General features: G+C 64.7%; 27 protein-coding genes and 1 tRNA gene. 2 read left to right on the top strand and 26 right to left on the bottom strand.

Annotation, left to right across the window (positions count from 1 at the left end; translation table 11 throughout):
• Window positions 1-8: 8 nt before the first annotated feature.
• From trpA to ACYQ0Z_RS07640, 20 genes are all read right to left on the bottom strand, one after another.
• Window positions 9-806, bottom strand: a complete 798-nt coding sequence (gene trpA, locus ACYQ0Z_RS07735) for a tryptophan synthase subunit alpha (RefSeq protein WP_459866294.1) — start codon at window positions 804-806, stop codon at window positions 9-11.
• Window positions 806-1,999, bottom strand: a complete 1,194-nt coding sequence (trpB, locus tag ACYQ0Z_RS07730; RefSeq protein WP_459866291.1) for a tryptophan synthase subunit beta — start codon at window positions 1,997-1,999, stop codon at window positions 806-808. Before trpB ends, trpA begins: the two co-directional genes overlap by 1 nt.
• A complete protein-coding gene (locus ACYQ0Z_RS07725; RefSeq protein WP_459866288.1) occupies window positions 1,980-2,783 on the bottom strand; it encodes a phosphoribosylanthranilate isomerase in 804 nt (267 codons plus the stop codon). Before ACYQ0Z_RS07725 ends, trpB begins: the two co-directional genes overlap by 20 nt.
• Window positions 2,780-3,571, bottom strand: a complete 792-nt coding sequence (trpC, locus tag ACYQ0Z_RS07720) for an indole-3-glycerol phosphate synthase TrpC (protein ID WP_459866284.1) — start codon at window positions 3,569-3,571, stop codon at window positions 2,780-2,782. Before trpC ends, ACYQ0Z_RS07725 begins: the two co-directional genes overlap by 4 nt.
• Window positions 3,561-4,586, bottom strand: coding sequence for an anthranilate phosphoribosyltransferase (trpD, locus tag ACYQ0Z_RS07715; protein ID WP_459866281.1), 1,026 nt, complete (start codon window positions 4,584-4,586; stop codon window positions 3,561-3,563). The genes trpC and trpD overlap by 11 nt, the downstream gene beginning before the upstream one ends.
• Window positions 4,555-6,159 (bottom strand): anthranilate synthase component I, encoded by a 1,605-nt coding sequence (gene trpE, locus ACYQ0Z_RS07710; RefSeq protein ID WP_459866278.1) that lies wholly within the window; start codon window positions 6,157-6,159, stop codon window positions 4,555-4,557. The genes trpD and trpE overlap by 32 nt, the downstream gene beginning before the upstream one ends.
• Window positions 6,160-6,542: 383 nt before the next feature.
• Window positions 6,543-7,643 (bottom strand): 3-dehydroquinate synthase, encoded by a 1,101-nt coding sequence (gene aroB, locus ACYQ0Z_RS07705; RefSeq protein ID WP_459866275.1) that lies wholly within the window; start codon window positions 7,641-7,643, stop codon window positions 6,543-6,545.
• Between the two features lies 1 nt (window position 7,644).
• Window positions 7,645-8,808: a chorismate synthase gene (gene aroC / locus ACYQ0Z_RS07700; RefSeq protein ID WP_459866272.1), complete on the bottom strand. Its 1,164-nt coding sequence runs from the start codon at window positions 8,806-8,808 to the stop codon at window positions 7,645-7,647.
• 189 nt (window positions 8,809-8,997) lie between these two features.
• Entirely contained in the window at window positions 8,998-9,786 is a 789-nt protein-coding gene (locus ACYQ0Z_RS07695; RefSeq protein WP_459866269.1) for a CheR family methyltransferase, read from the bottom strand.
• 100 nt (window positions 9,787-9,886) lie between these two features.
• Entirely contained in the window at window positions 9,887-10,330 is a 444-nt protein-coding gene (ndk, locus tag ACYQ0Z_RS07690) for a nucleoside-diphosphate kinase (RefSeq protein ID WP_459866266.1), read from the bottom strand.
• An 86-nt stretch (window positions 10,331-10,416) separates the two neighbouring features.
• Complete coding sequence (locus tag ACYQ0Z_RS07685) at window positions 10,417-11,382, bottom strand: polyprenyl synthetase family protein (RefSeq protein ID WP_459868802.1); 966 nt, start codon at window positions 11,380-11,382, stop codon at window positions 10,417-10,419.
• Between the two features lie 34 nt (window positions 11,383-11,416).
• Complete coding sequence (locus ACYQ0Z_RS07680; protein WP_459866263.1) at window positions 11,417-12,289, bottom strand: menaquinone biosynthesis protein; 873 nt, start codon at window positions 12,287-12,289, stop codon at window positions 11,417-11,419.
• Entirely contained in the window at window positions 12,286-12,891 is a 606-nt protein-coding gene (locus ACYQ0Z_RS07675) for a UbiX family flavin prenyltransferase (protein WP_459866260.1), read from the bottom strand. Before ACYQ0Z_RS07675 ends, ACYQ0Z_RS07680 begins: the two co-directional genes overlap by 4 nt.
• The gene (locus ACYQ0Z_RS07670; RefSeq protein WP_459866257.1) at window positions 12,888-13,772 is read right to left on the bottom strand and encodes a UbiA-like polyprenyltransferase; all 885 of its coding nucleotides are present in this window, start codon (window positions 13,770-13,772) and stop codon (window positions 12,888-12,890) included. The genes ACYQ0Z_RS07675 and ACYQ0Z_RS07670 overlap by 4 nt, the downstream gene beginning before the upstream one ends.
• Entirely contained in the window at window positions 13,759-15,216 is a 1,458-nt protein-coding gene (locus tag ACYQ0Z_RS07665) for a menaquinone biosynthesis decarboxylase (protein WP_459866254.1), read from the bottom strand. Before ACYQ0Z_RS07665 ends, ACYQ0Z_RS07670 begins: the two co-directional genes overlap by 14 nt.
• A gap of 38 nt (window positions 15,217-15,254) precedes the next feature.
• Window positions 15,255-15,995, bottom strand: coding sequence for a demethylmenaquinone methyltransferase (locus ACYQ0Z_RS07660; protein WP_459866251.1), 741 nt, complete (start codon window positions 15,993-15,995; stop codon window positions 15,255-15,257).
• A 36-nt stretch (window positions 15,996-16,031) separates the two neighbouring features.
• Window positions 16,032-16,889 (bottom strand): heptaprenyl diphosphate synthase component 1, encoded by an 858-nt coding sequence (locus ACYQ0Z_RS07655; RefSeq protein WP_459866247.1) that lies wholly within the window; start codon window positions 16,887-16,889, stop codon window positions 16,032-16,034.
• 59 nt (window positions 16,890-16,948) lie between these two features.
• On the bottom strand, window positions 16,949-17,461 hold the full coding sequence (locus tag ACYQ0Z_RS07650; protein ID WP_459866242.1) for a hypothetical protein: 513 nt from the start codon (window positions 17,459-17,461) through the stop codon (window positions 16,949-16,951).
• An 89-nt stretch (window positions 17,462-17,550) separates the two neighbouring features.
• Window positions 17,551-17,790, bottom strand: coding sequence for a trp RNA-binding attenuation protein MtrB (gene mtrB, locus ACYQ0Z_RS07645; RefSeq protein WP_459866240.1), 240 nt, complete (start codon window positions 17,788-17,790; stop codon window positions 17,551-17,553).
• A 272-nt stretch (window positions 17,791-18,062) separates the two neighbouring features.
• A tRNA-Pro gene (locus tag ACYQ0Z_RS07640) sits at window positions 18,063-18,139 on the bottom strand.
• A gap of 165 nt (window positions 18,140-18,304) precedes the next feature.
• Here ACYQ0Z_RS07640 and ACYQ0Z_RS07635 point away from each other — a divergent pair.
• Window positions 18,305-19,525, top strand: coding sequence for an ISL3 family transposase (locus tag ACYQ0Z_RS07635; RefSeq protein ID WP_459864201.1), 1,221 nt, complete (start codon window positions 18,305-18,307; stop codon window positions 19,523-19,525).
• Between the two features lie 94 nt (window positions 19,526-19,619).
• Here ACYQ0Z_RS07635 and folE read toward each other — a convergent pair whose 3' ends face one another.
• The 6 genes from folE to ACYQ0Z_RS07605 form a co-directional block, all read right to left on the bottom strand.
• On the bottom strand, window positions 19,620-20,213 hold the full coding sequence (gene folE / locus ACYQ0Z_RS07630) for a GTP cyclohydrolase I FolE (protein WP_459866237.1): 594 nt from the start codon (window positions 20,211-20,213) through the stop codon (window positions 19,620-19,622).
• A 116-nt stretch (window positions 20,214-20,329) separates the two neighbouring features.
• Window positions 20,330-20,602: an HU family DNA-binding protein gene (locus ACYQ0Z_RS07625; protein WP_459866234.1), complete on the bottom strand. Its 273-nt coding sequence runs from the start codon at window positions 20,600-20,602 to the stop codon at window positions 20,330-20,332.
• A 143-nt stretch (window positions 20,603-20,745) separates the two neighbouring features.
• Window positions 20,746-22,224 (bottom strand): stage IV sporulation protein A, encoded by a 1,479-nt coding sequence (gene spoIVA / locus ACYQ0Z_RS07620; RefSeq protein WP_459866231.1) that lies wholly within the window; start codon window positions 22,222-22,224, stop codon window positions 20,746-20,748.
• Window positions 22,225-22,263: 39 nt separating this feature from the next.
• Window positions 22,264-23,103 carry a hypothetical protein gene (locus tag ACYQ0Z_RS07615; protein ID WP_459866228.1) on the bottom strand — a complete coding sequence of 280 codons (840 nt, stop codon included), beginning with the start codon at window positions 23,101-23,103 and terminating at the stop codon, window positions 22,264-22,266.
• A 13-nt stretch (window positions 23,104-23,116) separates the two neighbouring features.
• Window positions 23,117-23,440, bottom strand: coding sequence for a 2Fe-2S iron-sulfur cluster-binding protein (locus ACYQ0Z_RS07610; protein WP_459866225.1), 324 nt, complete (start codon window positions 23,438-23,440; stop codon window positions 23,117-23,119).
• Between the two features lie 23 nt (window positions 23,441-23,463).
• The gene (locus ACYQ0Z_RS07605) at window positions 23,464-23,625 is read right to left on the bottom strand and encodes a DUF2768 family protein (RefSeq protein WP_459866221.1); all 162 of its coding nucleotides are present in this window, start codon (window positions 23,623-23,625) and stop codon (window positions 23,464-23,466) included.
• A 107-nt stretch (window positions 23,626-23,732) separates the two neighbouring features.
• On the opposite strand from ACYQ0Z_RS07605, the gene ACYQ0Z_RS07600 reads away from it, so the two are divergent.
• The gene (locus ACYQ0Z_RS07600) at window positions 23,733-24,128 is read left to right on the top strand and encodes a hypothetical protein (RefSeq protein WP_459866218.1); all 396 of its coding nucleotides are present in this window, start codon (window positions 23,733-23,735) and stop codon (window positions 24,126-24,128) included.
• The last annotated feature ends 12 nt before the right edge of the window (window positions 24,129-24,140 follow it).

Below are 24,140 nucleotides of genomic sequence, written 5' to 3'. Positions count from 1 at the left end.
AAAGCGCATTAATCAAGCAAATCCACGACAAAGCGGCGCACGGCGGCAAGGGCATCACTGCGGCGCACCGGGGAGGCCAGGTCGTCTTCCCGCTCCATGATGAGGCGTACCAGGGCACTGCCAACGATCACCCCGTCGGCAAAGGGGGCAAGGGACCGCACCTGTTCCCGGCGGTGCAGGCCGAACCCCACGGCCACCGGTACAGGCGAGGCGGCACGCACGTCGGCCAAGAAGGCGCACAGGTCGGGGTGCAGCGCATCCCGCTCCCCCGTCACGCCAAGGGAAGAGACGGCATACACAAACCCGGTGGCGGCGGCCACAATGCGGGCGATCCGCCGCCGGGATGTCGGGGCCACGAGGGGGACGAGGGCCACTTCCGCTTCGGCGGCAGCCGTGCGCAGCATGCCGGCTTCCTCGTGGGGCAGGTCGGGCACGATGAGCCCGTCGCCGCCGCTGGCCCGCAGCCGCTCGACAAAGGTCGCTTCTCCTTTTTGGAGCACGGTATTGGCGTAGGCAAGCAGGACCACAGGAAGGGTCAGCCCGGCGCGCCGCATCTGTTCAAGGAGCGCAAACACCCGGGCAACGGTCATGCCCCGTGCCAGGGCGGCCGCCGCCGCCGTCTGGATCACCGGGCCGTCGGCCAGCGGGTCGGAATAGGGCACGCCCAGTTCCAGCACATCGGCTCCCGCCTCCTGCAAGGCGAGGGCCAGCTCCACCGTAGCCTCGGGTGTGGGATAGCCGGCAACGAGGAAGGGAAGAAATGCCGGACGATCGCTACGGGCAAAGGCCTGCGCCAGCGGAGCCATCACAGATCGCCTCCCAGGTGGTGATGGATTGTCTCCACGTCCTTGTCCCCACGGCCGGACAGGCAGACGAGGACGATGGCGTCCTTGTCCATTTCCCGCGCCCGCCGCACCGCCTCGGCCACCGCGTGGGCACTTTCCAGGGCGGGCAGGATCCCCTCGGTGCGCGCAAGGAGTCGCACAGCCTCGAGGGCTTCCTCGTCGGTTACCGCAACATACTCGGCCCGACCCGTTTCTTTCAGAAAGGCGTGCTCCGGCCCCACGCCCGGATAGTCGAGCCCGGCGGAGATGGAGTGGACCTCCTTCACGTTGCCGTCGTCGTCCTGGATCAGGTACGTGTACATGCCGTGCAACACGCCGGGGCGCCCTTTGGTAAGGGTGGCGGCATGCGCGCCGGTGTCGAGCCCCTTACCGGCCGCCTCCACCCCGACCAGCGCCACCCCGTCATCCTCCAGAAAGGCCGTGAAGATGCCCATGGCGTTGGATCCCCCGCCGACGCAGGCGACGACCAGATCGGGGAGCCGGCCGGTCGCCTCGCGCAGCTGCACCTTCGCCTCGTCCCCGATGATGCGCTGCAGGTCACGCACGAGGGCCGGGTACGGATGGGGGCCGACGACGGACCCGAGCAGGTAATGGGTGTCGTCGACGTGGGCCACCCAGTCGCGGATGGCCTCGTTCACCGCGTCCTTCAGCGTTCGCGATCCCGCCGTGACGGGGACCACCTCCGCCCCCAACAGGCGCATGCGGAAAACATTCAGCCGCTGGCGCTGGGTGTCCAGTTCCCCCATGTACACTGTGCACGCAAGCCCGAGCCGCGCCGCCACCGTGGCCGTAGCCACACCATGCTGGCCAGCGCCCGTTTCGGCGACCAGGCGCCGCTTGCCCATACGCAGGGCAAGCAGCCCCTGCCCGAGAGCGTTGTTGATCTTGTGCGCCCCGGTGTGGGTGAGATCTTCACGCTTGAGGAAGATCCGCGCCCCACCGACAGCCTCACTCAGGCGCGCGGCGTAGGTAAGCGGTGTGGGGCGGCCGACATAAGTGGCCAGCAGCTCGTTCAGCTCGCGGCGAAAGGCGGGATCGGGCAGGATCGAGCGGCGCGCCTCGTCCAGCTCGTCCAGCGCCTGCATGAGCGTCTCCGGTACGTATTGTCCACCGAAACGGCCGAACTTGCCACGTTCATCCGGATACCGGTACATGAACCCTCATCCTTTCCACCAATTGGCGTATGCGTATCGGATCTTTCTGCCCCTGCGTCTCCACCCCGGAGGACACGTCAATGCCATCCAGCGGATAGCCCGCCACCAGCATGCCGACGTTTTCCGGCGTAATGCCGCCGGCGACCCAGAGGCAGGCCCCCGCGCGGCGGGCCGCGGCAAAGGCTGCTGGAATGACGTGCCACGCAAAGGGCCGGCCCGTCCCCCCGCGCTGCACCGAAGCCGTGTCGAGAAGCACAGTGTCGCACACCGCGGCGTAACGCGCCACGGCGTCGGCAATGGCGTCGCGCACCGGTGCGCCGGCAACGGATTCGGCCGGCACGCCCACCGCCTTGATGACGGGCAAGCCATAGCGCGCGCGAACCTGGGCGCAGCGCTCCGGTGGCTCATCGCCGTGGAGCTGCACAGCGTCGAGGCGGACGGCGGCGAGGACGGTCTCGAGCTCGGCGTCGCACGGGTTGACAAAGACGCCGACGGCGCGCACCCCGGGGGGCAGGGCGGCGACGATGGCAGCGGCCTCCTCCGGCGTCACCCGGCGGCGGCTTGCCGCGAACACGAGACCGGCAAAGGAGATGGGGAGCTGTTCCAAATATCGCGCGTCGTCGGGATGGCGCAGGCCGCAGATCTTCACCGTCACACCGGCCGCTCCGGACGCCGTTTTTCCCGCCCGTTCACCGGCGTCCTCGCGCGCCGACTCGGTTGGCGCCACCGGCCTGCCGACGCGGTGTTTGGCTGGTCCATCCGCGAAGGGGACCTCGTGCCTCACGTTCGCACCCCCGCCGGACCAACCAGTTCCACCACGGCGCGGGCGATGTCGGCTTGGCGCATGAAGTGCTCGCCAACAAGGACGGCCCGCACGCCGAGGGCACGCAGGCGAGCAACGTCGGACGGCGTGGAAATGCCGCTTTCGCTCACCACGGTGACACCGTCGGGAATCCGCGCGACGAGCCGCTCCGTCACGGCGAGGTCGGTGACGAAGGTGCGCAGGTTGCGGTTGTTGATGCCGATGAGGGGACAGCCGAGGCCCAGTGCCGCCTCGAGTTCCCGCTCGTCGTGCACCTCGACGAGGACGTCCATGCCGAGATCGGTGGCAAGGCGGTACAGGGCTTTCAGCTCGTTCGGAGCCAGCGCAGCGGCGATGAGGAGCACAGCGTCGGCCCCAAGGAGACGTGACTCGAACACCTGCCAGGAATCGATCAGAAAATCCTTGCGCAGGACCGGACAGGTCACCTCCGCTTTTACCGTCGCCAGGTGTTCCGACGCACCCTGGAAAAAGGCGCGCTCGGTTAGCACGCTGACGGCGTCGACCTCGGCCGTGCGGTAGGCGCGGGCGATGGCCTGCGGATCGAAGTCACTCCGGATCAGGCCTTTGGAGGGGCTGGCCTTTTTCACTTCGGCGATCACCGCCACCGGGCGCGGGCTCTCGGCGAGGGCCCGCGCGAAGGGACGGCACGGCGGAAGGTCGCACACGGCCCGTTCCAGCTCGGCCACGGGACGGACCAGGCGCGCCTCGGCCACTTCGCGCTGTTTCTGTTTCAGGATCTCATGAAGCATGGGCGAGCACCTCCGACACACGAACCAGTTCCTCAAGCTTCGCCGCCGCCGCCCCTTCGTCGATGAGGCTCTGGGCCAGATGCACCCCCTCGGCGAGGCTCGCCGCTCGGCCGCCCACATACAGGGCTGCTCCGGCGTTGAAGGCCACCACGTCGCGGGGGCCCCCTCTCGCGCCGGCGAAGACGCGGCGGATCAGTGCGGCGTTCGCCGCCGGATCGCTGCCGCGCATTGCCTCGGGCCCGTGGCGCGCCAGGCCCGCATCCTCCGGCGTCACCGTGTACGAGACAATGCGCCCGTTTTGGACTTCGCACACGTCGGTGGGGGCAGCGACGCTCAGTTCGTCGAGGCCGTCGTGGCTGGCGACCACCAGGCAGTGGCGCGCGCCCAGCTCGCGCAGCACCTCCGCCAGTACGGGAACCAGCCGGCGGTCGTACACCCCCACCACCTGCCGCGTAGCGCGGGCCGGATTGGCCAAGGGGCCCAGGAGGTTGAAGACGGTGCGCAGGCCGATCTCCCGCCGTGGTCCCGCTGCGTATCGCATGGACGGGTGGTACAGGGGCGCAAAGAGGAAGCACAGCCCCGTCTCCTCCAGGCAGCGTGCCGCCCCCTCCGGCGTCAGCTGGATGGCCACGCCGAGGGCCTCCAGCACATCGGCACTGCCGCTCCGGCTCGATACGGCGCGGTTGCCGTGCTTGGCCACGGGCACCCCGCCCGATGCGGCCACGATGGCCGCGGCCGTGGAGATGTTGAAGGTGTCGGCCCCATCGCCTCCCGTCCCGCAGGTGTCGACGAGCCCGTCGGCGCGGATCGGCAGCGGAACGGCCCGCGCGCGCATGGCCTCCACGAAGCCGACGATCTCCTCCACTGTCTCCCCTTTCATGCGCAGGGCGACGAGAAACGCGGCGATCTGCGCCGGTGTTGCCTCCCCGGCCATGATGGCGAGCATGGCCTCATACGCCTCCTGGCGCGATAGCGATCGGCCTTCAACCACGCGACGAAGAAACGGCTTCAGCATGGCTCGGCTCCTCCTTTCTCGGCTCTCCTCGCTCGCTCGGCTCTCCCTGCCCCTGCTGCGCGAGGGCCCACCGCTCGGCCTCCTCCAGCGCGCGGACCATGGCCTTGGCCTTGTTCACCGTCTCGTCGTACTCGCGCTCCGGCACCGAGTCGGCGACGATGCCTGCGCCGGCCTGGATGTACGCCGTCCGGCCGGCGAACAGCGCCGTGCGAATGGTGATGCAGGTGTCGAGGTTGCCGTTGAAGGCCAGATACCCCACGGCACCGCCGTAGGGCCCGCGCCCGCACGGCTCCAGATCGGCGATGATCTCCATAGCCCGCACCTTGGGCGCTCCGGAAAGGGTTCCGGCCGGAAAGCAGGCCAGGAGGGCATCGAGGGCGTCCCGCCCCTCCCGCAGCCGGCCGGTCACCCTCGACACGAGGTGCATCACGTGGCTGTACCGTTCGACGGTCATGAACGGGGCCACGTCCACCGTCCCCGCCCGTGCCACGCGGCCGATGTCGTTGCGGGCCAGGTCGACGAGCATGATGTGCTCGGCGCGTTCCTTCTCGTCGGCAAGGAGCTCGGCTTCCAGCCGCCGGTCGTCCTCCGGCGCACGCCCGCGGGAGCGCGTGCCGGCGATGGGGCGCGTCTCGACGCGATCACCGGTCACGCGCACCAGCATCTCCGGTGAGGCGCCGACGAGGGTGCAACCGTCCAACTCCAAGTAGAACAGGTACGGCGAGGGGTTCCGCGCGCGCGCCACGCGGTAGACGGTGAACGGGTCGACCTCCGTCTCAACGGCAAAGCGCTGCGACAGCACGACCTGGAAGATGTCCCCCGCGGCGATGTACGCCTTCGCCTTGCGCACGGCACCGAGGAAGGCGTCGCGGTCCATGTTGCTTGTCAGCCGGTCGGCAAGCGGAACCGCCGGACGAGCGCCTGCCGCCACCGCGGCGGGGGCGCAGCCCGCCGGAGCTGATTGCGCCAAGAGCGCGCCCGCGGTGTCGGCCAGTTCCCGGCACAGCGCGTCGTAGGCCCGCTGCAGTTCCATCCGCGTCGCCCCGGAAGGCAGGAGAAGCTGGCCGATCACGTGCACCTGATGGGTCAGGTGATCGACCGCCACCACGCGATCGGCAAGCAGCAATACGGCATCGTCTGTCGGCAGATCGGCCGCGGCGTGACGGGGCAGCCGGGGTTCGGCGCAGCGGGCCCAGTCGTAGGCAAAGTAGCCGACCAGCCCGCCGGTAAACGGCGGAAGCGTCGCCACGCGGGGACACCGGTAACGCGCGAGCAGCGCGCGGATCACGGCCAGCGCCTCGCCGTCCGGCACCGCCTCCTGTCCCTCGCGTGTCACCAGGCGCGCTCGCCCGTCCCGCACATGCAGGCGAAGACGGGGCGCAAGGCCGAGAAAGGAGTACCGCCCCCAATGCCTGCCGTCCTCCACACTTTCCAACAGGAACGTGTCGGGGCCGCGCACCCGCGCATAGAGTGAAACCGGCGTTTCCGTGTCCCCGAACAGGGTGTAGGCCACGGGGACGGCCGCGTAGCGCGACGTGTAGGCCAGGCATTCGGCAAAGGAAGGGGTAAACAAAAAAATCACCTCTCCGAACAGCGTTCGAAGAGGGATGGGCGAGAGGAAAGCGTCGTTTGTTGTCGCCGAAGAATGAAACGGAATGAATCCCGACAAGGCCCCGCTCGCGGGCCCCGGGCCTGGTTTCCCGCTATCCCCGGGTTGCACACCGGCAGAACCGCCGGGGCACGGTATCGAAGGCCGAGCCCTTCCCCGGGTCGGTTTCGTCTCCACTCCGCTCTCCTCGGCTCTCCTCGACCCTCGCTCCACTCCGCTCTTCTCCGCTCTTCTCCACTCTTTTCCACTCAAAACGTGTGCACGTTCGTCCCGATCCGCAAAACGATGTGCGTGTCACTGCAGTGTTTCCGATTTTTCTTTAACCGTATCGGATCGGCTCCCGTTTGTCAATCCCCCTGCCGCCGGCATTCCTCCAGCACGGCGCGCACCGCCGCCTCCGGCACGTCGCCAACCACGACCGGCTTGCCGATCGCATGGAGGAGCACCATGACCAGCTTCCCGCCCCGGCGCTTCTTGTCGCGTTTCATCGTTTCCACAATGCGCGCCGGGTCGTGGCGGTGCGGCACCGTCGTCGGGAGCCCGAAGCGCTGCAACAGCGCGCGGATCGGCGCGGCCACCGGTTCGGCGGCCACCCCCAGCCGCTCCGACAGCACCGCCGCCGCCACCATGCCGATGGCCACCGCCTCGCCGTGGGTCAGCCCTTCATACCCGTCAAGGGCCTCCAGGGCATGGCCGACGGTATGCCCGAAGTTCAAGACGGCCCGAAGACCCGCCTCGCGCTCGTCGGCGGCCACTACCTGCGCCTTCACGCGGCAGCCGCGGTACAGCGCCTCGCCGAGGGCGTCGGCGTCGCCCCCCGCCACCGCGTCGGCATGTGCGACAAGCCAGTCGTAGAAGTCCCGCGTGCCGATGATGGCATGCTTGACCACCTCAGCCAGACCGGAGCGCACCTCCCGCGGGGGCAGCGTCTTCAGCGTGTCGGTGTCATAGAGGACGAGGAGGGGCTGGTGGAAGGCGCCGATCAGGTTCTTCCCCAGCGGATGGTTGATGCCCGTCTTGCCGCCGACGCTGGAGTCGTGGGCAAGGATCGTCGTCGGAAGCTGCACGTAGTCCACGCCACGCAGGAACGTTGCCGCGGCAAAGCCGGCCAGATCCCCGACCACGCCGCCCCCAAGGGCGAGAACGACGCTCGTGCGGTCCAGCTCGGCGCGGATCATCGCCTCGATCACCCGCTCGTAGACGGCGAAGCTCTTCGCCTGCTCGCCGGCGGGCACCGTCACGCTCGCCACGCGGTACCCGGCGCCCTCGAGGGCGCGCCGCACCCGCTCCAGATACAGCGGGCCGACGTGTTCGTCGGTGACGACAAAGAGGGTCCGTTCCGGGCCCACGCCGCGCTCCCTGAGATGCTCCCCGACCGCCGTGAGCAGTCCTGGATCGATGCGGATCGGGTACGCCCGCGCGCCCAGGTCCACCACCAGTTCGCGCATGTCAGAACGCCTCCACCTGGCGAAGGTAGGCCTCGTAGTTGCGCCGCATCTCGTCCAGGCTGTCGCCGCCGAACTTCTCGACGAAGGCCCGCGCCACTTCCCAGGCGATCACGTTCTCGGCCACCACGCAGGCGGCGGGCACGGCGCAGGTGTCGGAGCGCTCGATGGACGCGGCAAAGGGCTCCTTGGTGTCGATGTCGACGCTCATCAGGGGCTTGTACAGTGTGGGGATGGGTTTCATCACCGCGCGGACGACGATGGGCATGCCCGTCGTCATGCCGCCCTCAAACCCGCCGGCACGGTTGGTCTTCCGGTAGAAGCCGCGCCCCGCCTCCCAGGCGATCTCGTCGTGCACCTGGGAGCCGGGCAGATGCGCCGCGGCGAAGCCGATCCCGAACTCCACGCCCTTGAAGGCCTGAATGCTCACCACCGCCTGGGCGATGCGCGCATCCAGCTTGCGGTCCCAGTGCACGTGACTGCCCAGACCGGGCGGCACGTTTTCCACAATCACCTCGACGATGCCGCCGAGGGAATCGCCCTGGGCCCTGGCCTCATCAATGCGGGCAATCATGCGTCCTTCCGCCTCGGGGTCGACCGTGCGCACCGGCGACGCCTCGGCGCGCCGCACCAGCTCGTCAAGGGACATTCCCTCCGGCACATCGGCGCGCACACCGCCAATTTCCACCACGTGGCCGCCGATGCGAATGCCGAAGGCTTCGAGAAGCTGTCGGGCCACCGCGCCCACGGCCACCCGCGCCGCCGTCTCCCGGGCGCTGGAACGTTCCAGGACATTGCGCATGTCGCGGTGGTTGTACTTGAGCGCCCCATTTAGGTCGGCGTGCCCCGGACGCGGGCGGCTCACGCGCCGGCGCTCTGCCTCTCCTTCCACCGGCTCGACGCCCATGACACGCTGCCAGTGCGCCCAATCCTTGTTTTCGATCACAAGGGCCACCGGCGCCCCCGTTGTCTTGCCGTGGCGAACGCCGCCAACGATGTTCACGCGGTCCTGCTCGATCTGCATGCGCCGGCCGCGGCCGTACCCTTGCTGCCGGCGCCGCAGCTGTTCGTTGATCTTCTCCGCCGATAGTGGCAGGTGGCTCGGCAAGCCCTCGATGATCGCCGTCAACTGGGGTCCGTGGGATTCGCCTGCCGTCAAATAGCGCATCAGGGGTTTCTCTCCTCTCCCGTCGGTTGCCCCGGTTGGGAAACCGGGAGCCTGTGCTGGCGCTCCGCTCGGGTCGTTTCCTCCGGTCTGCGATTTTCGCGTCCCGACGGAGCATAATCGGAATCGTCGAACTTGCGGATATTATACTCCCTGTCGCGTCCTTCGACCAAGCCCTCTGAACGAGAGTACCTATGCAGTCACCCGGCGGTAAAAGAACGGCGCCTCCAGGGCAAACCCGTAGCGGTGCGGTGAAAAGATCTGCTCCGTGCTCCCCACGAAGAGGACGCCGCCGGGGCGCAGGGCGTCGTGGAATTGACGGTACAGGCGATCCTTGGCCTCATCGGTGAAGTAGATCATCACGTTGCGGCACACGATGAGGTCCAGACCGGTCGGAAACGGGTCGGCCAGGAGGTCGTGGCGCCGAAAGCGCACGCACCGGCGCACGCGCTCATCCACCCGCATGTGGTTGCCCTCTTGCCGGAAAAAAGCCTCGCGCAGGGCGGACGGCACCTCTTCTTGCACCTTGGCCGCGTCGTACCACCCCTCCTCGGCCCGCGCCAGCACGCTGGCGTCGATATCGGTGGCCAGCACCTCAAACCGCACCGCCGGCCGGAAGCGCAACAGCAGCATGGCCAGCGAATAGGGTTCCTCCCCGGTTGAACAGGCGGCGCTCCAACAGGAAAGGGTGCCGCCGCCTTCGCGCACGAGGCGGGGCAGGATGCGGGTCTCCAGCACCTTCCACTGGTCGGGGTTGCGAAAAAAGGACGACACGTTGATCGTCACGTAGTCGAGGAAGGTTCGCAGCAGGTGGTCATCCCGCTTCAGCGCAGCGGCGAGGGCGGCAAAGTCGGCGAAGCCGTGGCGGTCCCGGAACGATGCGAGTCGACGCCTCATCTGTTGCTGTTTATACTGCGCCAGATCGACGCCGGAGAGGCGCTTGACGGCGGCGAGAAACTGCGTGTAATCCCGATCGTCCATCACGATCCCTTCCCAGTTCCTCCTTTCCCTGCTCGCCGTTGGGAGCCTGCCGCAAAAAAAAGAACCGGCATTCGCCGGTTCGTTTCCCGTACGGGCAGCATTACACCCAACGGTTGATCGTCTTCTCGTACGACAGGATCTCCTTCTCGTCGAACCAGAGGGCAATCTCCCGCTCGGCACTTTCCGGCGAATCGGAACCATGGATGACGTTCATGCCGATGCTGACGCCAAAGTCGCCGCGGATGGTTCCGGGCGCCGCCTGCGCCGGGTTGGTCTTGCCCATCATGGCACGAGCCACCTCGATGATGTTCTCGCCCTGCCACACCATGGCAAACACCGGGCCCGAGGTGAGGAAGTTGACGAGTTCCTCGAAAAAGGGCTTGTCCTTATGTTCGGCGTAGTGCTTTTCCGCCAGTTCGCGGCTGACCATCATCAGCTTGGCCGCGACCAGCTGAAACCCTTTCCGTTCAAAGCGCGACACGATCTCGCCGATCAGGTTGCGTTGCACGCCGTCCGGCTTCACCATCAGGAATGTCCGTTGCATGGTCGAACCTCCGTTCACCACAAAATCACAGCAAGAAAACGGCCAACCGCATTTTAGCAAAACATCCCGCGGAACGCAACGCACCCCTAGTAGGACCGGTTGCCGACAAACCGGGCAACCGCCTCCAGCGTCCGACGTGCCGGCACGTCGGGCAAGGCCCGCAACGCATCGAGCGCCCGGTTCAAGTAGCGAACGGCCAGGTCCTTGGCAAAGGCAATGCCGCCGCTTTCGCGCACAATGGACAACGCTTCGGACAAGTGATCGGCCACGCGCTGGGTGGCGATCCACTCGCGCAGCACGCCAGCGCGGGGCGAGGTGGCCAAGGCATACAACGCCGGCAAGGTGACAATGCCCTGCTTCAGATCGCTGCCCACTGGCTTGCCGAGCACGTCCTCCGTTCCCGTGTAGTCGAGGATGTCGTCGGTGATCTGGAAGGCCATCCCCACGTTGTGCCCGTATTCCCGCAGCGCGCGCACCACGTGTGCCGGCGCCTCGGCCGCCATTGCTCCCAACTGTGCGCTGACGGCCATCAGCAGCGCCGTCTTGCGCTTGATGCGTCGCAGGTAGTCGCGCAAGCACAGCTGGACGTTGAAGAAATCGCGGATTTGCACCATCTCGCCAATGCACATATCAACAACGGCCTGCGACAACACCTGATGGATGCGCGGGTTGTCCACCTCCGCCGCCACCTGAAGGGAGCGGGCAAAGATGTAGTCGCCGGTGTACATGGCGATGGCATCGCCCCATTTGGCCCGCACCGTCGGCCGCCCACGGCGCGTGGCCGCGTCGTCAATCACGTCATCGTGAACAAGGGTGGCAAGGTGGATCAGCTCCAGGGCCACAGCGATCGGCTTCAGGCGCGCCATGTCGTAGCGGCCAAACCGGCCTGCCACCAGGACGAGCAGGGGGCGAAGGCGCTTACCGCCCGCCTTCAAGAGATGCTGGGCCGCCTCCCGCAGGAGCGGTTGGGGGGCGTCCAGCGCGCGCTCTAATCCCTGTTCCACTTGGGCGAGGTCATCGGAGAAATCGCGCAGGATGAGCGAGAGATTCATCGCATCCACCTTATCCTGTCATCGTCGTGTAGGGTCAGCTCCCGCGTGCCCATTCGACTGGGCGCGCGCCGTGGGGATCCCACAGGGTGAAGGAGACCGGTCCGTTCAACAGGCCCAGGCGACGCGCATCCGCGACATACTGCTTGAGCCCGCGCAGTTCGGTTTCCCCTAGGTCATGGCGGAGACCGGCAAAGTAGGCTCGCCAAAACTCCGGCGACCCGCCGCACCGGGCCTGTGCGGCGCGAATCACCTCGTCACGCCGCAATGCACCAAACCGCTTGCTCACCAGAAGCGCGCGGTACAAGCGCCCCAGGCGGTCGGCTTCGGCATCCAGGATGTCGCGGCGCACCGCCCAGACGGCGAAGGTCATCGCCAGCCCCGTCTCGCGGTACCACCATTCTCCGAGGTCGATGTGCGCCACCTCGTGGCCGTACCGCCGCCGTGCCCGGATGGCGTCGTCGCCGATGAGCAGCGCAGCGTCGGCCCGTTGGAGCATATCCTCCAGCGACGGGGCCATCGTGAGGTACGTCGGTGTGCCGCCGCCGTATCCCTCGAGCAGGATCTTCAGCAGCGCCACCGACGTGGCCGACGTATTCGTCAGCGCCACCGTGCCGCGCTTCACCTCCCGGAGGGGGCGCTTGTGAAAGAGGAAAATGGACCCGACCGGCCCCCGCGCGCTCACCGACAGGCCGGGCAAGAGCACGTACAGGTGCGCATGTTCCGCATAGGCGAAGGAGGACATCGCCCCGACGTGGATCCACCCCCGCCGCATGGCTGCATTGAGCTTCGCGGGAACCTGCGGCACCAGCTCCACGCCCGGCAGATGGCGAATGAGGTCAGGGAGGAAATGGGTGACCGGCAGCACGTTGGTGTAGGCGATGTCACCAACGCGCAAGGAACGGGTCATGGCGTATTCTCCCCCCAGCGCCGGAACAGGGTATGGTCGACGCCGCAGACGTCGAGCACTTTCCCCACCACGAAGCGCACCATGTCGTCCACCGTTTCCGGACGATGATAGAAGGCCGGCATGGCCGGCACGATGTGCGCCCCCATCCGTGCAAGGCGCAGCATGTTCTCGAGGTGAATGGCATTTAGCGGCGTTTCGCGCGGCACAAGGATCAGTGGCCGCCCCTCCTTCAGCATCACGTCGGCGGCCCGTTCCAGCAGGTTCCCCGACGCGCCGGTGGCGATACCCGACAGCGTGCCCATTGAGCATGGGATGACGATCATGCCCCGCGCGCGGAAGGAACCGCTGGCGATCGGCGCCCCGTAATCGCGCAGCCCGTGCCACTGCAGGCGGCCCGGCCGTCCCGCAGCGAGGTGGCGTTCAAGGGTCGCCGCCCGGTCAGAGGTGTCCCAGCCCAGCTCTTCGCCAAGCACCTGCCAGCCAGCTTCGGTAACCACCAGGTGGACGTCGAAATCGCGCTCCAAGAGGGCTTGCACCAACGTCACGCCGTACACCGCACCGCTGGCCCCCGTGATGCCGACCACCATGCGCTCCCGGTTCATTGCACCATCACCAGATCAAGCAACGTAAATAGGAAGACGACGACGCTGAGCACACCGTTCATGGTGAAAAAGGCCGTGTTCAGTCTCGACAGGTCATGGGGCGAGACCAGCCAGTGCTCGTAGACGAGAATCAGCCCCGCGGCGACGATGCCGACGAAGAACCAGGTGTTGAGGTGAAGCCAGAAAAACAGCAGGATCAGCCCGAGCATCGTCAACACGTGGAAGACGCGCGAGATGGCCAACCCCCGCGCGATGCCGAACCGGCTGGGAATCGAATACAGGCCCGCCTTTCGGTCAAAGTCGGCATCCTGGCAGGCGTAGATGATGTCGAACCCCGCGGTCCAGAAGGCGACGGTGGCGCCGAGCAAAAGGGCCGGTCCGTCGAGCCGTCCGGTAGTGGCCACCCACCCGCCCATGGGCGCCAGGCCGAGGGCTATGCCGAGAACCAGGTGGCATAGCCAGGTGAAGCGTTTCGTGTACGAGTAGAGCACGAGAACGGCCACGGCAATGGGCAACAGCTTGACCGCTAGCGGGTTGAGCTGAACCGCAGCGTAAAACAGAAGCGCAAAGGAGACAACGATGAACGCGATCACTTCCGGAACGCTTACCAGTCCCGCTGGCAGCGCGCGCTGTGCCGTGCGCGGGTTCGCTGCGTCGATGTGGCGGTCAATAAGACGGTTCAAGGCCATCGCCGCGCTGCGCGCCCCGATCATGGCCGCCGTCACCCAGCCGATCTCCCGCCATGTTGGCCAGTCGCCCTCTACCACCATATTGCCCAGTACCGCGCCAAGGTAGGCGAAGGGCAAGGCGAAAATCGTGTGCTCAAACTTGATCATTTCCAGGAGGATGCGGATTTTCCGCCACAGCCTACTCAATGCCATAACGCGACCACTTCCGATCCACAAGTTGCTTGATCTCCTCGCACATCTCGATGTCGTCGGGCCACGGACGGACAAATCCCTCCTCCGGCCATTTGCGCGTCGCGTCAATGCCCACCTTCGACGTGATGAACGGCAGCTGCGACGCGTGGTCGAGGTCATCCGTCGGGCCGTCGACGAACATCATGTCCCGGCGGGCGTCGATGTTGTGAAACACCCGCCACGCCACTTCGCGGTAGTCGTGGACATTCACGTCCTCGTCCACGACGATGATCATCTTGGCCAGCATCATCAGCCCCAAGCCCCATAGGCCGGCCATCACCTTGCGGGCATGGTATGGGTAGCGTTTTTTGATCGACACGATGACACAGTTGTGGAAGCCGCCCTCGATCGGCATGTTGATGTCGACGATCTCCGGCAGCATCAGGCGAAGCAGAGGCAGAAAGATGCGCTCCGTCGCCTTGCCCAGGTAGGCGTCCTCCATCGGCGGCTTGCCAACCAGGGTGGCCATGTAAATCGGGTTCCTGCGGTGGGTGATCGCCTGCAGGTGGAACACCGGGTACTTGTCGGGCAAGGAGTAGTACCCGGTATGGTCGCCAAAGGGCCCTTCCACGCGCAGTTCGTCCAAATCAACGTACCCTTCGAGGACGATCTCGGCGTGGGCCGGGACCTCCAGGTCGACCGTTTTGCACTTCACCATCTCCACCGGCGCCTTGCGCAAGAAGCCGGCAAAGACCATCTCGTCGATGTCCGGCGGCAGGGGTGCCGTCGCCGCGTACACCACGGCAGGGTCGCACCCGATGGCCACCGCCACCTCGAGGCGACGGGAGCCGGCCTCTCGCCCTTTCCGCCAGTGCTCGGCCCCACCCTTATGTTTGTGCCAGTGCATGCCCGTTGTCCGCCCGTCGTACACCTGCATGCGGTACATACCGCAGTTGCGCTTGCCCGTGACGGGGTCTTTGGAAAAGACAAGGGGCATGGTGATGAACCGCCCACCGTCTTTGGGCCAGCACTTCAGGATGGGGAAGCGGTTTAAGTCGGGGTTGTCGGTGATCACCACTTCCTGGCACGGTGCGTTCTTGACCGTTTTGGGCAGGTACGAGGCCAGCTCGGCCAGCTTGGGCAAGGCTTTCAGCTTGTCCAAAAGCCCCCCGCCCGGTTGGGGCAGCGCGAGCAGGCCCTCGATTTCCTTGGCAATGTCGTCAAGGGAGTCCACCCCCAGCGCGAGGCACATCCGCTCGAAACTGCCCATGGCGTTGGTCAGCACCGGAATGTCATATCCTTTCACGTTTTCAAACAAAAGGGCGTAGTTATGGGTTTTCGACTTCGACACCCGGTCGGTGATCTCGCTGATCTCCAGTTCGGGGTCCACCTCTTCACGGATGCGCTTGAGCCAGCCCCGTTCCTCCAGAGCGGCAATGTACTCCCGCAAGTCGCGAAACGCCATGGTTTCTCCTTCTCCCCTGCGATTGGTTCGGCTATCCCTCAACGGGCCGTTTCCCGCTTGGGCTCCGGCCTGGGTTTGTACCCGATGTGCAACGCCGCCGCGCCGCCGCAGAACCGCTTGACGAACACGTCCGTCAGGCCGACTTCCTCAAACACGCGTGCCAGCGCCACGCTGTCGGGGAAATCGATCAGCGATTCCGGCAGCCAGCGGTATTCGTCGTACTTTCCGGCAAACACCTTCCCCAAAAGGGGCAGAATGTAGAAGACGTACAGGTAAAACAGGGCGCGGTAGGGCTTCCACAGCGGCTTGGACACGTCGATGGACACGACCATGCCTCCGGGTTTGACCACCCGCCGCATCTCGGACAGTACCCGACGGATGTCGGGTACGTTGCGCAGCGCAAACCCGATCGTGGCGCAGTCGAAGGTGTTGTCGGCAAAGGGCAGGTCCATCGCGTTGCCCAGCACCAGCTCGGTACGGTCGTCGAGTCCCCGCGCGCGGACCTTTTTCTCGCCGACGGCGAGCATGTTCGCGCTGAAGTCGAGGCCAACGACGCGGCCATGGGGGCCGACCGCCTCGGCCAGGCTGATCGCCCAGTCGCATGTTCCGCAACAGACATCGAGGGCCTGCCAGCCCGGCTGCACGTTCATGCGGCGCATCGCATACCGGCGCCACGCGCGGTGGCGCCCCAGGCTGATGACGGTGTTCATGCGGTCATAATCCCGGGCAATGGATTCAAATACCGCGTGCACGCGCGCTTCTTTCGTCACCTCGTTCATCGTTTCTCCTCCCCGTCTGCCCGCATGTGCGCCGCACTAGGCCACCGGCGCGACCGCCTCCACCCGTTCCTTGAGGGACGTGAGCAGGGCGGTCAGCTCGGCGCGCACCGTTCCCGGAAGTCCCGCGGCCAAGAGCGGCTCGGCCAGCGCACGCACACGCCGCAGGGCCGCTGCGATGTCCCGGTCAAGTCCGAGCTTCAACAGCAAGGACCCCCGTGCCGCGGTTTCCTCTGCCTCGGTGCCTGCCGCCTCCCGAAGGCGCAATCGCACATACCAGCCCGGTTCCGCCTGGGGCTGGGCGGCGAGTCGCCATTCCCGCTCCAGGTTGACGAGATCGGCCAGGGCGTGAACAAAGGCGATCCACTTTTGCCCATCGGTGCGGCGTTCGGCCCCGCAATCGGCTGCGATGGCCTCGCTGTACAGATGGGCGTCGACGTTGGCGCGCAGCGCGCGATACCGCTCCGCCGTGAGGGTTTGGGCGGCCAGGGCATTGGCCAGCTCCACCTTCCACGCGTTCACCTGCTCGATCGCGCGGGCCAGCGTGCGGATGAGCATGATGTCGCCCGTCTGGGCCAGAAAAGCGTAATACTGACCGCTCGCATAGTCGCCGGCCAGAACGCTCAGTTGGCGCACACGAGGGAGAGGAGCCCGGTCCACGGTGTCGTGAACGGCCAAGCCAAGCTGCACAAGGCAAAGAGGAATGACGCGGCAGGCGATGGCTTCGTCCGATCGGGCCGTGGCATGGAGAAACAAGAAATAGGCGTACGCCAGGGGAACGGGAAAGGACGGCTTGTCCACCGCATCGGCAAATAACGGGTGATTCCATCGTTTAGAAACCTGTTCCAGAAGGGCTTGAAACGCCGCCGCAATCCGTCGATTTTGCATCTTGTCCATTTGCTGGGCCTCCAATTGGGTCACATGCCCCCTCAGTATACCATAAATCGACACGACGCTCACCGCCCCCACCACAACGGTCCGGGCTGCACATGGGCCAGTTCATGAACCAGCACCCCATAGTTCTCCGGTGACGCCTCGCGCAGGCGTGCCAAGCGTCCCGATTCCCCACGCTCGGCGTCCAGGGCCGCCACGAGGGCCGGACGCGTATTGCCCGGCGCATAGGTGACGCGCACGTACACATGCTGCACGTTGGTCGTCTGCAAAAAGGCCCGCCGCATGAGTGCCACCCAGTCGGCGTACACCTCATCCGGAGTCCACGGCTCGGACACGGCCAAATCCACGAAAAGACTGCCGCTTTCCCATTTCACCGACTGCAGCCGGCTGGAAAGCGAGAGACCGGCCAGCAGGTCGGGAAGGCGTTCTGGCGTCAGCATCACGGGGTACGCGGTCGCACTCCAAACCGGCCGATCTCCCCCCGCGTGCATCCCCGGCCGAAGCACCAGGGTTACCGCGAGGGCAAAGGCCCCCGAAAGCACCACGGCTGTCAACCATCCCCTCAATGCCCGCATGGTGTTCCCCCCGGCTGCGCAAGTACCGTTCTCTTATCACTGTACAGGGGACGGGGCTCCACCATGCCTTGTCATGAAAAAAGAGCAGGTTATCCCTGCTCCCCGTCGTCCTCCCCGGACATGATAAGCCCGTGTTTCGTGAGAATGACCGCTTTCCCGCGCACCTTGATCGCCGAGGTGTGTTCCGTGAACTGGGCGATCATCACTTCGCCTTTGTCCAGTTTTTCCGCATGGTGAAAGCGCGTGTCCTTCCCCCGCGTGAGCCCGATCACGTTCACGCCGTTCTCCTTCGCCTTGATCACCACGTACTCCCCTTGCGGCTCGAGCATACCGTCTCCTCCGTTCCCCGTACTCCATGACTCCGTTCACTCTTCAACTATCGGCCATTTCGCGCGATCTGTCAACGCTCGCGAAGGTCACGTCGAAAAGTAGAGATAGCCCACATAGCAGGATCAGCAACAACAAGACCATGGGAAACCGGAACAACCAGAACAGTCCCTTCGTCCGGTTCACCGGTTCACCCCTGTTAACAGGGTTCCCACGGATTCCTCCTGCCATGCAAAAACGCCACCTCGAACCGAGGTGGCGGTATGTACGAAGATGGTCGGGCTAGCCGGATTCGAACCGACGACCTCACCCACCCCAAGGGTGCGCGCTACCAGACTGCGCCATAGCCCGACTGCATCATTGACGCTCACGTCTTGTACTTTATCACAGGGTTGATCGTGTGTCAAGAAGAAATTGGCTCTACGCTAAAAAGTGTGGGTTCTAAGAGGAAAAGGCGGTCGACAAGCCAAGGGATAGTTAAGCACACCACATCCCGAAGGAGGCTCGCGACCGCCTATGAACAAGCTTACCGCAGAAATGTTCGGCTTACAATCGTGGATTGTTTACCGTACCGTCCATCAATCCGACAGCATCCACGTCTACGCAGGTCGGCCGCGTAAGGAAGCGCGGTGTCCGGATTGTGGACAGCTGACACGCCGCGTCTACGATCGTGCACGTGAATGGAAACGGAAGCTGCACACCTGGTGCAACGAGAAACCGGTTTACCTCTGGGTACGTCCCCGGCGCTTCCAGTGCACGGCCTGTCGAAAAGTGTTCACCGAACGCTTTCCTGGTATTCGCCCCTGGGCACGCAGGACCGAACGGGCCGAAGCCCTTTTGCTCCAGCGCCTGAAAGCGGGCAGTTTCCGTCGTGCCGCCCAGGAAAGCGGGACAAGTGCCAGCACCTTGCGCCGTCTGCTCCTTCGGTACGTAGGTCAGCAGGTAAATCTCGAGGAAGCCCTCCGGGATGTCGATGCCTTCGTGCTTAGCATTGATGAACACAGCTATCGTGGCCGTGACATGATGGTTACGGTCACATGCGTGTGGCCAAAACGGTGCCTTTTGGCCATCTTGCCGGATGACCGCATGAAAACACTGGAGCGCTTTTTGCGCCAGCTGCCGGAGACGGTTCGTCGGCGGATTCGGGCCGTGTGCATCGACCTGAAGGATGCTTGGCGCCATGCCGTGAAGCGCGCTTTGCCCGGCGCTGTCATCGTGGCGGATCCGTTCCACGTCATCCAGGACGCGAATCGGCGGGTTGACGAAGCACGGCTTGTGGAACAGCAGGTGACCGGGGTACGCCTGAGGCGCTGGCCGCTTTTGAAGAACGAGGACGACCTCACCGAACGCCAAGCTGCCCAGCTTGCCGCCATTCGGAAGCATCACAAGAACGTGGCCCACTTTCACTGGGTCAAGGAGCAGCTGCGAGACGTTTACCGTGCTTCCAATCGAGACGAAGCCGCAGCCATCCTGGACCGCGTGATCTTTGAGACCCAGTCGGCAAGCGATGCCGCGCTCCTGCAGTGGGGACGCACGCTCCGCCGCTGGCGCGAGGCGATTCTGGCCTACCACACCTGGCGTGTTTCAAACGGCTACACGGAGGGCGTGCACACCAAGATCAAGCTGCTCAAACGAATCAGCTACGGCTTCCGTAACCGTGAGATCTATGTGCGAAAGATGCTCCTCGCTTTTATACCCTTGGCTTGGTTGACCTCCCATCCACAGTTATTGACTTAGAGCCGAAGAAATTTGCGCCACGGTTGTCGAGCCATGCCGTAGCCGCGCTCAATCTGTCGCTTCCCGCGATTTTTCTTATTTCTCGGGAAACGCGTCATTTCCGAATGAGGGCAAACACCTCGGCGCGGGCGGCGGGGTCCGTTTCGAAGACGCCACGCACGGCCGAGGTGACCGTCACCGCTCCCGGTTTCTTCACCCCGCGCATCGTCATGCACATGTGCTCCGCTTCGATGACCACAACCACGCCGTGCGGGTCGAGTTTTTTCATGATCGTGTCGGCCACGGTGGCCGTGATCCGTTCCTGAAGCTGCGGACGGCGGGCCACCGTTTCCACCGCGCGGGCCAGCTTGCTGAGGCCCACCACGCGCCCGCCGCGCGGGATGTAGGCCACATGGGCCTTGCCGTAAAAGGGCACCAAGTGGTGTTCGCACATCGAGTAGAAGGGAATGTCCTTGACCAGGACCAGTTCCTCGTGATCTTCACTGAAAACGGTGGAGAAATAGGCCTCGGGGTCCTGGAACAGCCCCTGGAACACCTCTTCGTACATGCGGGCGACGCGTTTGGGCGTCTCACGCAACCCTTCCCGATCGGGGTCTTCCCCGATTGCCTCCAGAATCATGCGCACGGCTTGCTCGATCTTTTGGTGATCGATCCGGGTTGGGCCAACATGTTGTTGACCGATGGCCATGGCACGTACCTCCTCTCCCCCCGCAACAAAAAACCGGTATCCCAACCAAAAGTCATCGCCAGTTTACCACAGCAGCCACAAAAAAGCAAAGAGCCGCGTTCACGGCTCTCGTCACGTTACTGAAGCGCTTCTTTCAAGCCTTTGCCCGGTTTGAAGGCGGGAACCTTGCCGCCGGGAATGTCGATTTCCGCGCCGGTCTGCGGGTTGCGCCCTTTGCGCGGCTTGCGGTTGCGGACCTCGAAGTTGCCAAAACCGACAATCTGCACCTTGTCGCCCGCCTTCAGCGCGTCTGCGATGCTGTCAAACACGGCGTCCACTGCCCGTGCCGCGTCTTTTTTGGTCAGGTTGGCCCGTTCGGCCACTTGGGCCACTAGTTCGGTTTTGTTCACCGCTTCTCCTCCCTTCTACGGGTAAAGCCGACACCTACAGTTTTCCTCGTGTCCTTTCGATTTTATACCTTTTTTGGTCGATCTCCCCATCACCCATCACCCCAAGAGAAAAAGGCTTCCCTACGGAGGAAGCCTTCCCGGGGTCAGAGAAGAATGGCGATGAGTCCACCCGAACCTTCGTTGATGATGCGTTCGAGGGTTTCCTTCAGTTTGTACCGGGCGTTCTCGGGCATCATCGTCAGCTTGGCCTGGATGCCTTCGCGGACGATGGAATGGAGAGAGCGGCCGAAGATCTCGGAATTCCAAATCGACTGCCGATCATCTTCGAAATCGCGCATCAGGTAATGGACGAGTTCCTCGCTCTGTTTCTCGGTGCCGATGATCGGGGCAAACTCCGACTCCACTTCCACCTTGATCATGTGGATCGACGGCGCTGTCGCCTTCAGCCGCACACCAAACCGGGAACCGTGACGAATGATCTCCGGCTCGTCGAGGCGCATCTCCTCCAGGGACGGAGGGGCGATGCCGTACCCGGTGGTCCGCACCATGTGCAGCGCCTCGGCGATCTGGTCGTACTCCCGCTTGGCGTGGGCAAACTCCTTCATCAGCTTGAGGAGGTGGTCCTTGCCCTTGATTTCCACCCCGACAACCTCCATCAAAATCTTGTCATACAGCTCGTCGGGGGCGTGCAGGTCAATCTCGGCAATGCCCTGTCCCATGTTCATGTCGGCCAGTGCGGCCCGCTCCACAAACTCGTAATTGTGGAACAGCCCGACCACGCGATCCACGTCACGCAGGCGGCGGATATCCTTCACCGTTTCCCGCACCGCTTCCTCGTAGCTCTTGCGCAACCAGTGGTCCTCGTCGAGCACCATCACCCAGCTAGGCAAGTTGACGTTGACCTCGTGGACGGGAAACTCGAACAGCACCTCTTTCAGAACGTGGAGGATGTCCTCCTCGTCCATCGCATCGACGCTCAAGGCCAGCACAGGAATGTCATACTTTTCGGCCAATTCATCCCGCAGCACCTGGGTCTCCTCGCTACGCGGATGGATGGAGTTAACGATGAGGATAAAGGGCTTGCCCACCTCCTTCAGTTCGGCCACCACGCGCTCTTCCGCTTCCACGTAGGCCTCGCGGGGGATCTCGGTGATCGACCCATCGGTGGTGATGACCACGCCAAGGGTGGAGTGTTCCTGAATCACCTTGCGTGTGCCGATCTCCGCCGCCTCGTGGAAGGGGATGGGCTCGTCAAACCACGGCGTGTGGATCATCCGCGGACCGTGCTCGTCTTCGTATCCCTTCGCCCCTTCCACGGTATACCCGACGCAGTCCACCAGGCGCACGTTGATGTCGAGCCCCTCGGCCACGTGAACCGTCACCGCCTGGTTGGGGACGAATTTCGGTTCCGTGGTCATGATCGTGCGCCCCGCCGCACTCTGGGGCATTTCGTCGATCGTCCGGGCGCGATCATACTCGTTCGAAATGTTGGGAATCACCATTTGTTCCATAAACCGTTTGATGAACGTGGATTTCCCCGTCCGCACCGGGCCGACGACGCCGATGTAGATGTCTCCTCCTGTCCGCTCGGCAATGTCTTTAAAGATGTCCACCCGTTCCATCCGAATCCCTCCCGGAGTTGGTTCCAAACGCACCAGGGCTCAGTTGGACAGTACAAATATATGGGGGACCGTGGGGTTTATGACGGGAGAAAACGCAAACCCCTGCGGGAGGGGAACGGGTTCGCCGCGGACGAGGCGATACGGAAAGGCGCGCACGGGGACGAAGGGATGGTTCCGGGCGAGGAAGTCGCGCAGGTCCTGCGGGAGGCGGGCCGCATCGGCATCCTTGGGCAGAAGCCGGACCAGGTCGAGGGCGTAGTCCACGCCCACACGGCCCCAGGGATCCATCAGGAGGGGGAGGTACTGCCCGGTGTAGGGGCTTTTCACTTGAACCGGTTGAAGGTGGAGGGCCGCATAGTCGATCCCGTAGAATCCGGTGGGCTTCACATCACGAATGGGCAGCACCCCGCGTTCCTTCCAATAGCGAGTGACGGCGACCTGCACCTCGTTCACCGCTGCGGCCACGGTGAGGTCCAGAAGCCGCACCTGGGGGGCCGTCTCCACGTCGATCAACACATACTGGTAGCGCCCGCCCTGCTCGAAGGCGTTTGGCGGGACCTCGGCCAAAAAGCGCGGCACAAGCTGCCGGAAGTCGATGGGGTACTTCTCATAGCGCGGCGTGTCTGCCGGGCGGGTCTGAATGGGCAGAACGCCTTCGGCCTGTCGAAAGCGGTCGACCGCGCCTTGCACCTCCTGCAGGAATGCAGTCGAGGGTTCCTGACCGACGCGCCGTTCCTCCGGGTACAGACAGCCGGCCTGCAACAGCAGCACGGCCTGCAACAGCAAGACGGCGGCCACGCGCCGCAACCAAGGCCGCTTGGCGCGAAGGGATCGCTTGCGGTGCGGCGTGGCCAGCTCCCCGATCCGCAACCGGATCATGGCGCCCCTCCCCTTACGACGGATCCGATGTTCTCTGGGGCCGTTCGCCGGCAGATTGCGCGGGTACCGTGACGGTCACCGCCTTGTACACGCGTGTCTGACAGCCCAGGCGCACGCCTGCGGCAATGGCCCCTTCCGGCAAGCGGCGGCGCTCCACCTCCCGAAGGGGTGACACCTCCGCCGCAGGCGGAACGATGACGCGGCACCGAGTGCAGGAAGCGTTCCCGTTGCACCGTGACGGCAAAACCATCCGCGCCCGGCGCGCGGCTTCCAACAGCGTGGTCCCCGGCCGTACCTTCACCTGTTTGCGGCCGGGGAAAAAGGTGACGGTGACCATGTGGCGTTCTCCTTCCGGTTTCGTCATGCCAGGGCACGCACGACAAAGAGGAACGTGACCGGCAAAAGGGCGAAGGCCAGCGTCGAAAGGAGGACGCGAACCGGCCCCTTCGGCAGCTGGCGCGCCTTGGTAATCGTCAGGTTGGCAACCAGCATGAGGGCAATGGCGATAACGGCGTCCAGCACGCTTGGATCCCTCCGTTTCTTCCATTATACCACACCCACGAACCGCCCCGAGGCTCTGGGCATAGGATATAGCGTTCCGAACTCTTGCCCAACGGGAGGTACCCCCCTTGCAACGACCGAGCGTCGTGTGGAAAAACCCGCAAGCGATCAAGCGGACGCTGAAAACGCCCCCACGGCGGCCTTCCCCGCGCAAGCCGGCGCCGTCCCCCTCCCTGCTGAGTGCGCTTGCCAATCCGGGACAGCTGAAAGCCACCCTTGCCCACATGCGCACAAGCATCAAGGAGATGAGCGCCACCCTTCACCAGGTGGAGCAGTTGATCGACACCGCGTACAACCTGCTCGACGCGGTGGAGGTCATCGGCCGGCAAGTGGGGCGAACATTGGGGAAAGGATCCCTCTTGGACCTGATGACCCGGATCAATTTGGCGGAAGTGCTCGCCTTCCTGCAGTCACCGCTCGTGCAGACCTTGCTGGAAGACAACCAAAGGAAACAGGAGGGGTAGGCTTACCCCTCC

Source organism: Calditerricola yamamurae, assembly GCF_054654135.1.
Note: the sequence above shows the minus strand (reverse complement) of the source record. Positions and strands in the feature narration are given on the sequence as shown.

Bases quoted from the DNA above. Each gene is read 5' to 3' on its own strand.
- trpA (WP_459866294.1), bottom strand. From the start codon at position 806: ATGGCTCCGCTGGCGCAGGCCTTTGCCCGTAGCGATCGTCCGGCATTT.
- trpB (WP_459866291.1), bottom strand. From the start codon at position 1,999: ATGTACCGGTATCCGGATGAACGTGGCAAGTTCGGCCGTTTCGGTGGA.
- trpC (WP_459866284.1), bottom strand. From the start codon at position 3,571: ATGCTTCATGAGATCCTGAAACAGAAACAGCGCGAAGTGGCCGAGGCG.
- trpD (WP_459866281.1), bottom strand. From the start codon at position 4,586: ATGCTGAAGCCGTTTCTTCGTCGCGTGGTTGAAGGCCGATCGCTATCG.
- aroB (WP_459866275.1), bottom strand. From the start codon at position 7,643: ATGCGCGAACTGGTGGTGGACCTGGGCGCGCGGGCGTACCCGATCCGC.
- aroC (WP_459866272.1), bottom strand. From the start codon at position 8,808: ATGCGCTATTTGACGGCAGGCGAATCCCACGGACCCCAGTTGACGGCG.
- ACYQ0Z_RS07695 (WP_459866269.1), bottom strand. From the start codon at position 9,786: ATGGACGATCGGGATTACACGCAGTTTCTCGCCGCCGTCAAGCGCCTC.
- ndk (WP_459866266.1), bottom strand. From the start codon at position 10,330: ATGCAACGGACATTCCTGATGGTGAAGCCGGACGGCGTGCAACGCAAC.
- ACYQ0Z_RS07685 (WP_459868802.1), bottom strand. From the start codon at position 11,382: ATGAATCTCTCGCTCATCCTGCGCGATTTCTCCGATGACCTCGCCCAA.
- ACYQ0Z_RS07680 (WP_459866263.1), bottom strand. From the start codon at position 12,289: ATGACCCGTTCCTTGCGCGTTGGTGACATCGCCTACACCAACGTGCTG.
- ACYQ0Z_RS07675 (WP_459866260.1), bottom strand. From the start codon at position 12,891: ATGAACCGGGAGCGCATGGTGGTCGGCATCACGGGGGCCAGCGGTGCG.
- ACYQ0Z_RS07670 (WP_459866257.1), bottom strand. From the start codon at position 13,772: ATGGCATTGAGTAGGCTGTGGCGGAAAATCCGCATCCTCCTGGAAATG.
- ACYQ0Z_RS07665 (WP_459866254.1), bottom strand. From the start codon at position 15,216: ATGGCGTTTCGCGACTTGCGGGAGTACATTGCCGCTCTGGAGGAACGG.
- ACYQ0Z_RS07660 (WP_459866251.1), bottom strand. From the start codon at position 15,995: ATGAACGAGGTGACGAAAGAAGCGCGCGTGCACGCGGTATTTGAATCC.
- ACYQ0Z_RS07655 (WP_459866247.1), bottom strand. From the start codon at position 16,889: ATGGACAAGATGCAAAATCGACGGATTGCGGCGGCGTTTCAAGCCCTT.
- ACYQ0Z_RS07650 (WP_459866242.1), bottom strand. From the start codon at position 17,461: ATGCGGGCATTGAGGGGATGGTTGACAGCCGTGGTGCTTTCGGGGGCC.
- mtrB (WP_459866240.1), bottom strand. From the start codon at position 17,790: ATGCTCGAGCCGCAAGGGGAGTACGTGGTGATCAAGGCGAAGGAGAAC.
- ACYQ0Z_RS07635 (WP_459864201.1), top strand. From the start codon at position 18,305: ATGAACAAGCTTACCGCAGAAATGTTCGGCTTACAATCGTGGATTGTT.
- folE (WP_459866237.1), bottom strand. From the start codon at position 20,213: ATGGCCATCGGTCAACAACATGTTGGCCCAACCCGGATCGATCACCAA.
- spoIVA (WP_459866231.1), bottom strand. From the start codon at position 22,224: ATGGAACGGGTGGACATCTTTAAAGACATTGCCGAGCGGACAGGAGGA.
- ACYQ0Z_RS07615 (WP_459866228.1), bottom strand. From the start codon at position 23,103: ATGATCCGGTTGCGGATCGGGGAGCTGGCCACGCCGCACCGCAAGCGA.
- ACYQ0Z_RS07610 (WP_459866225.1), bottom strand. From the start codon at position 23,440: ATGGTCACCGTCACCTTTTTCCCCGGCCGCAAACAGGTGAAGGTACGG.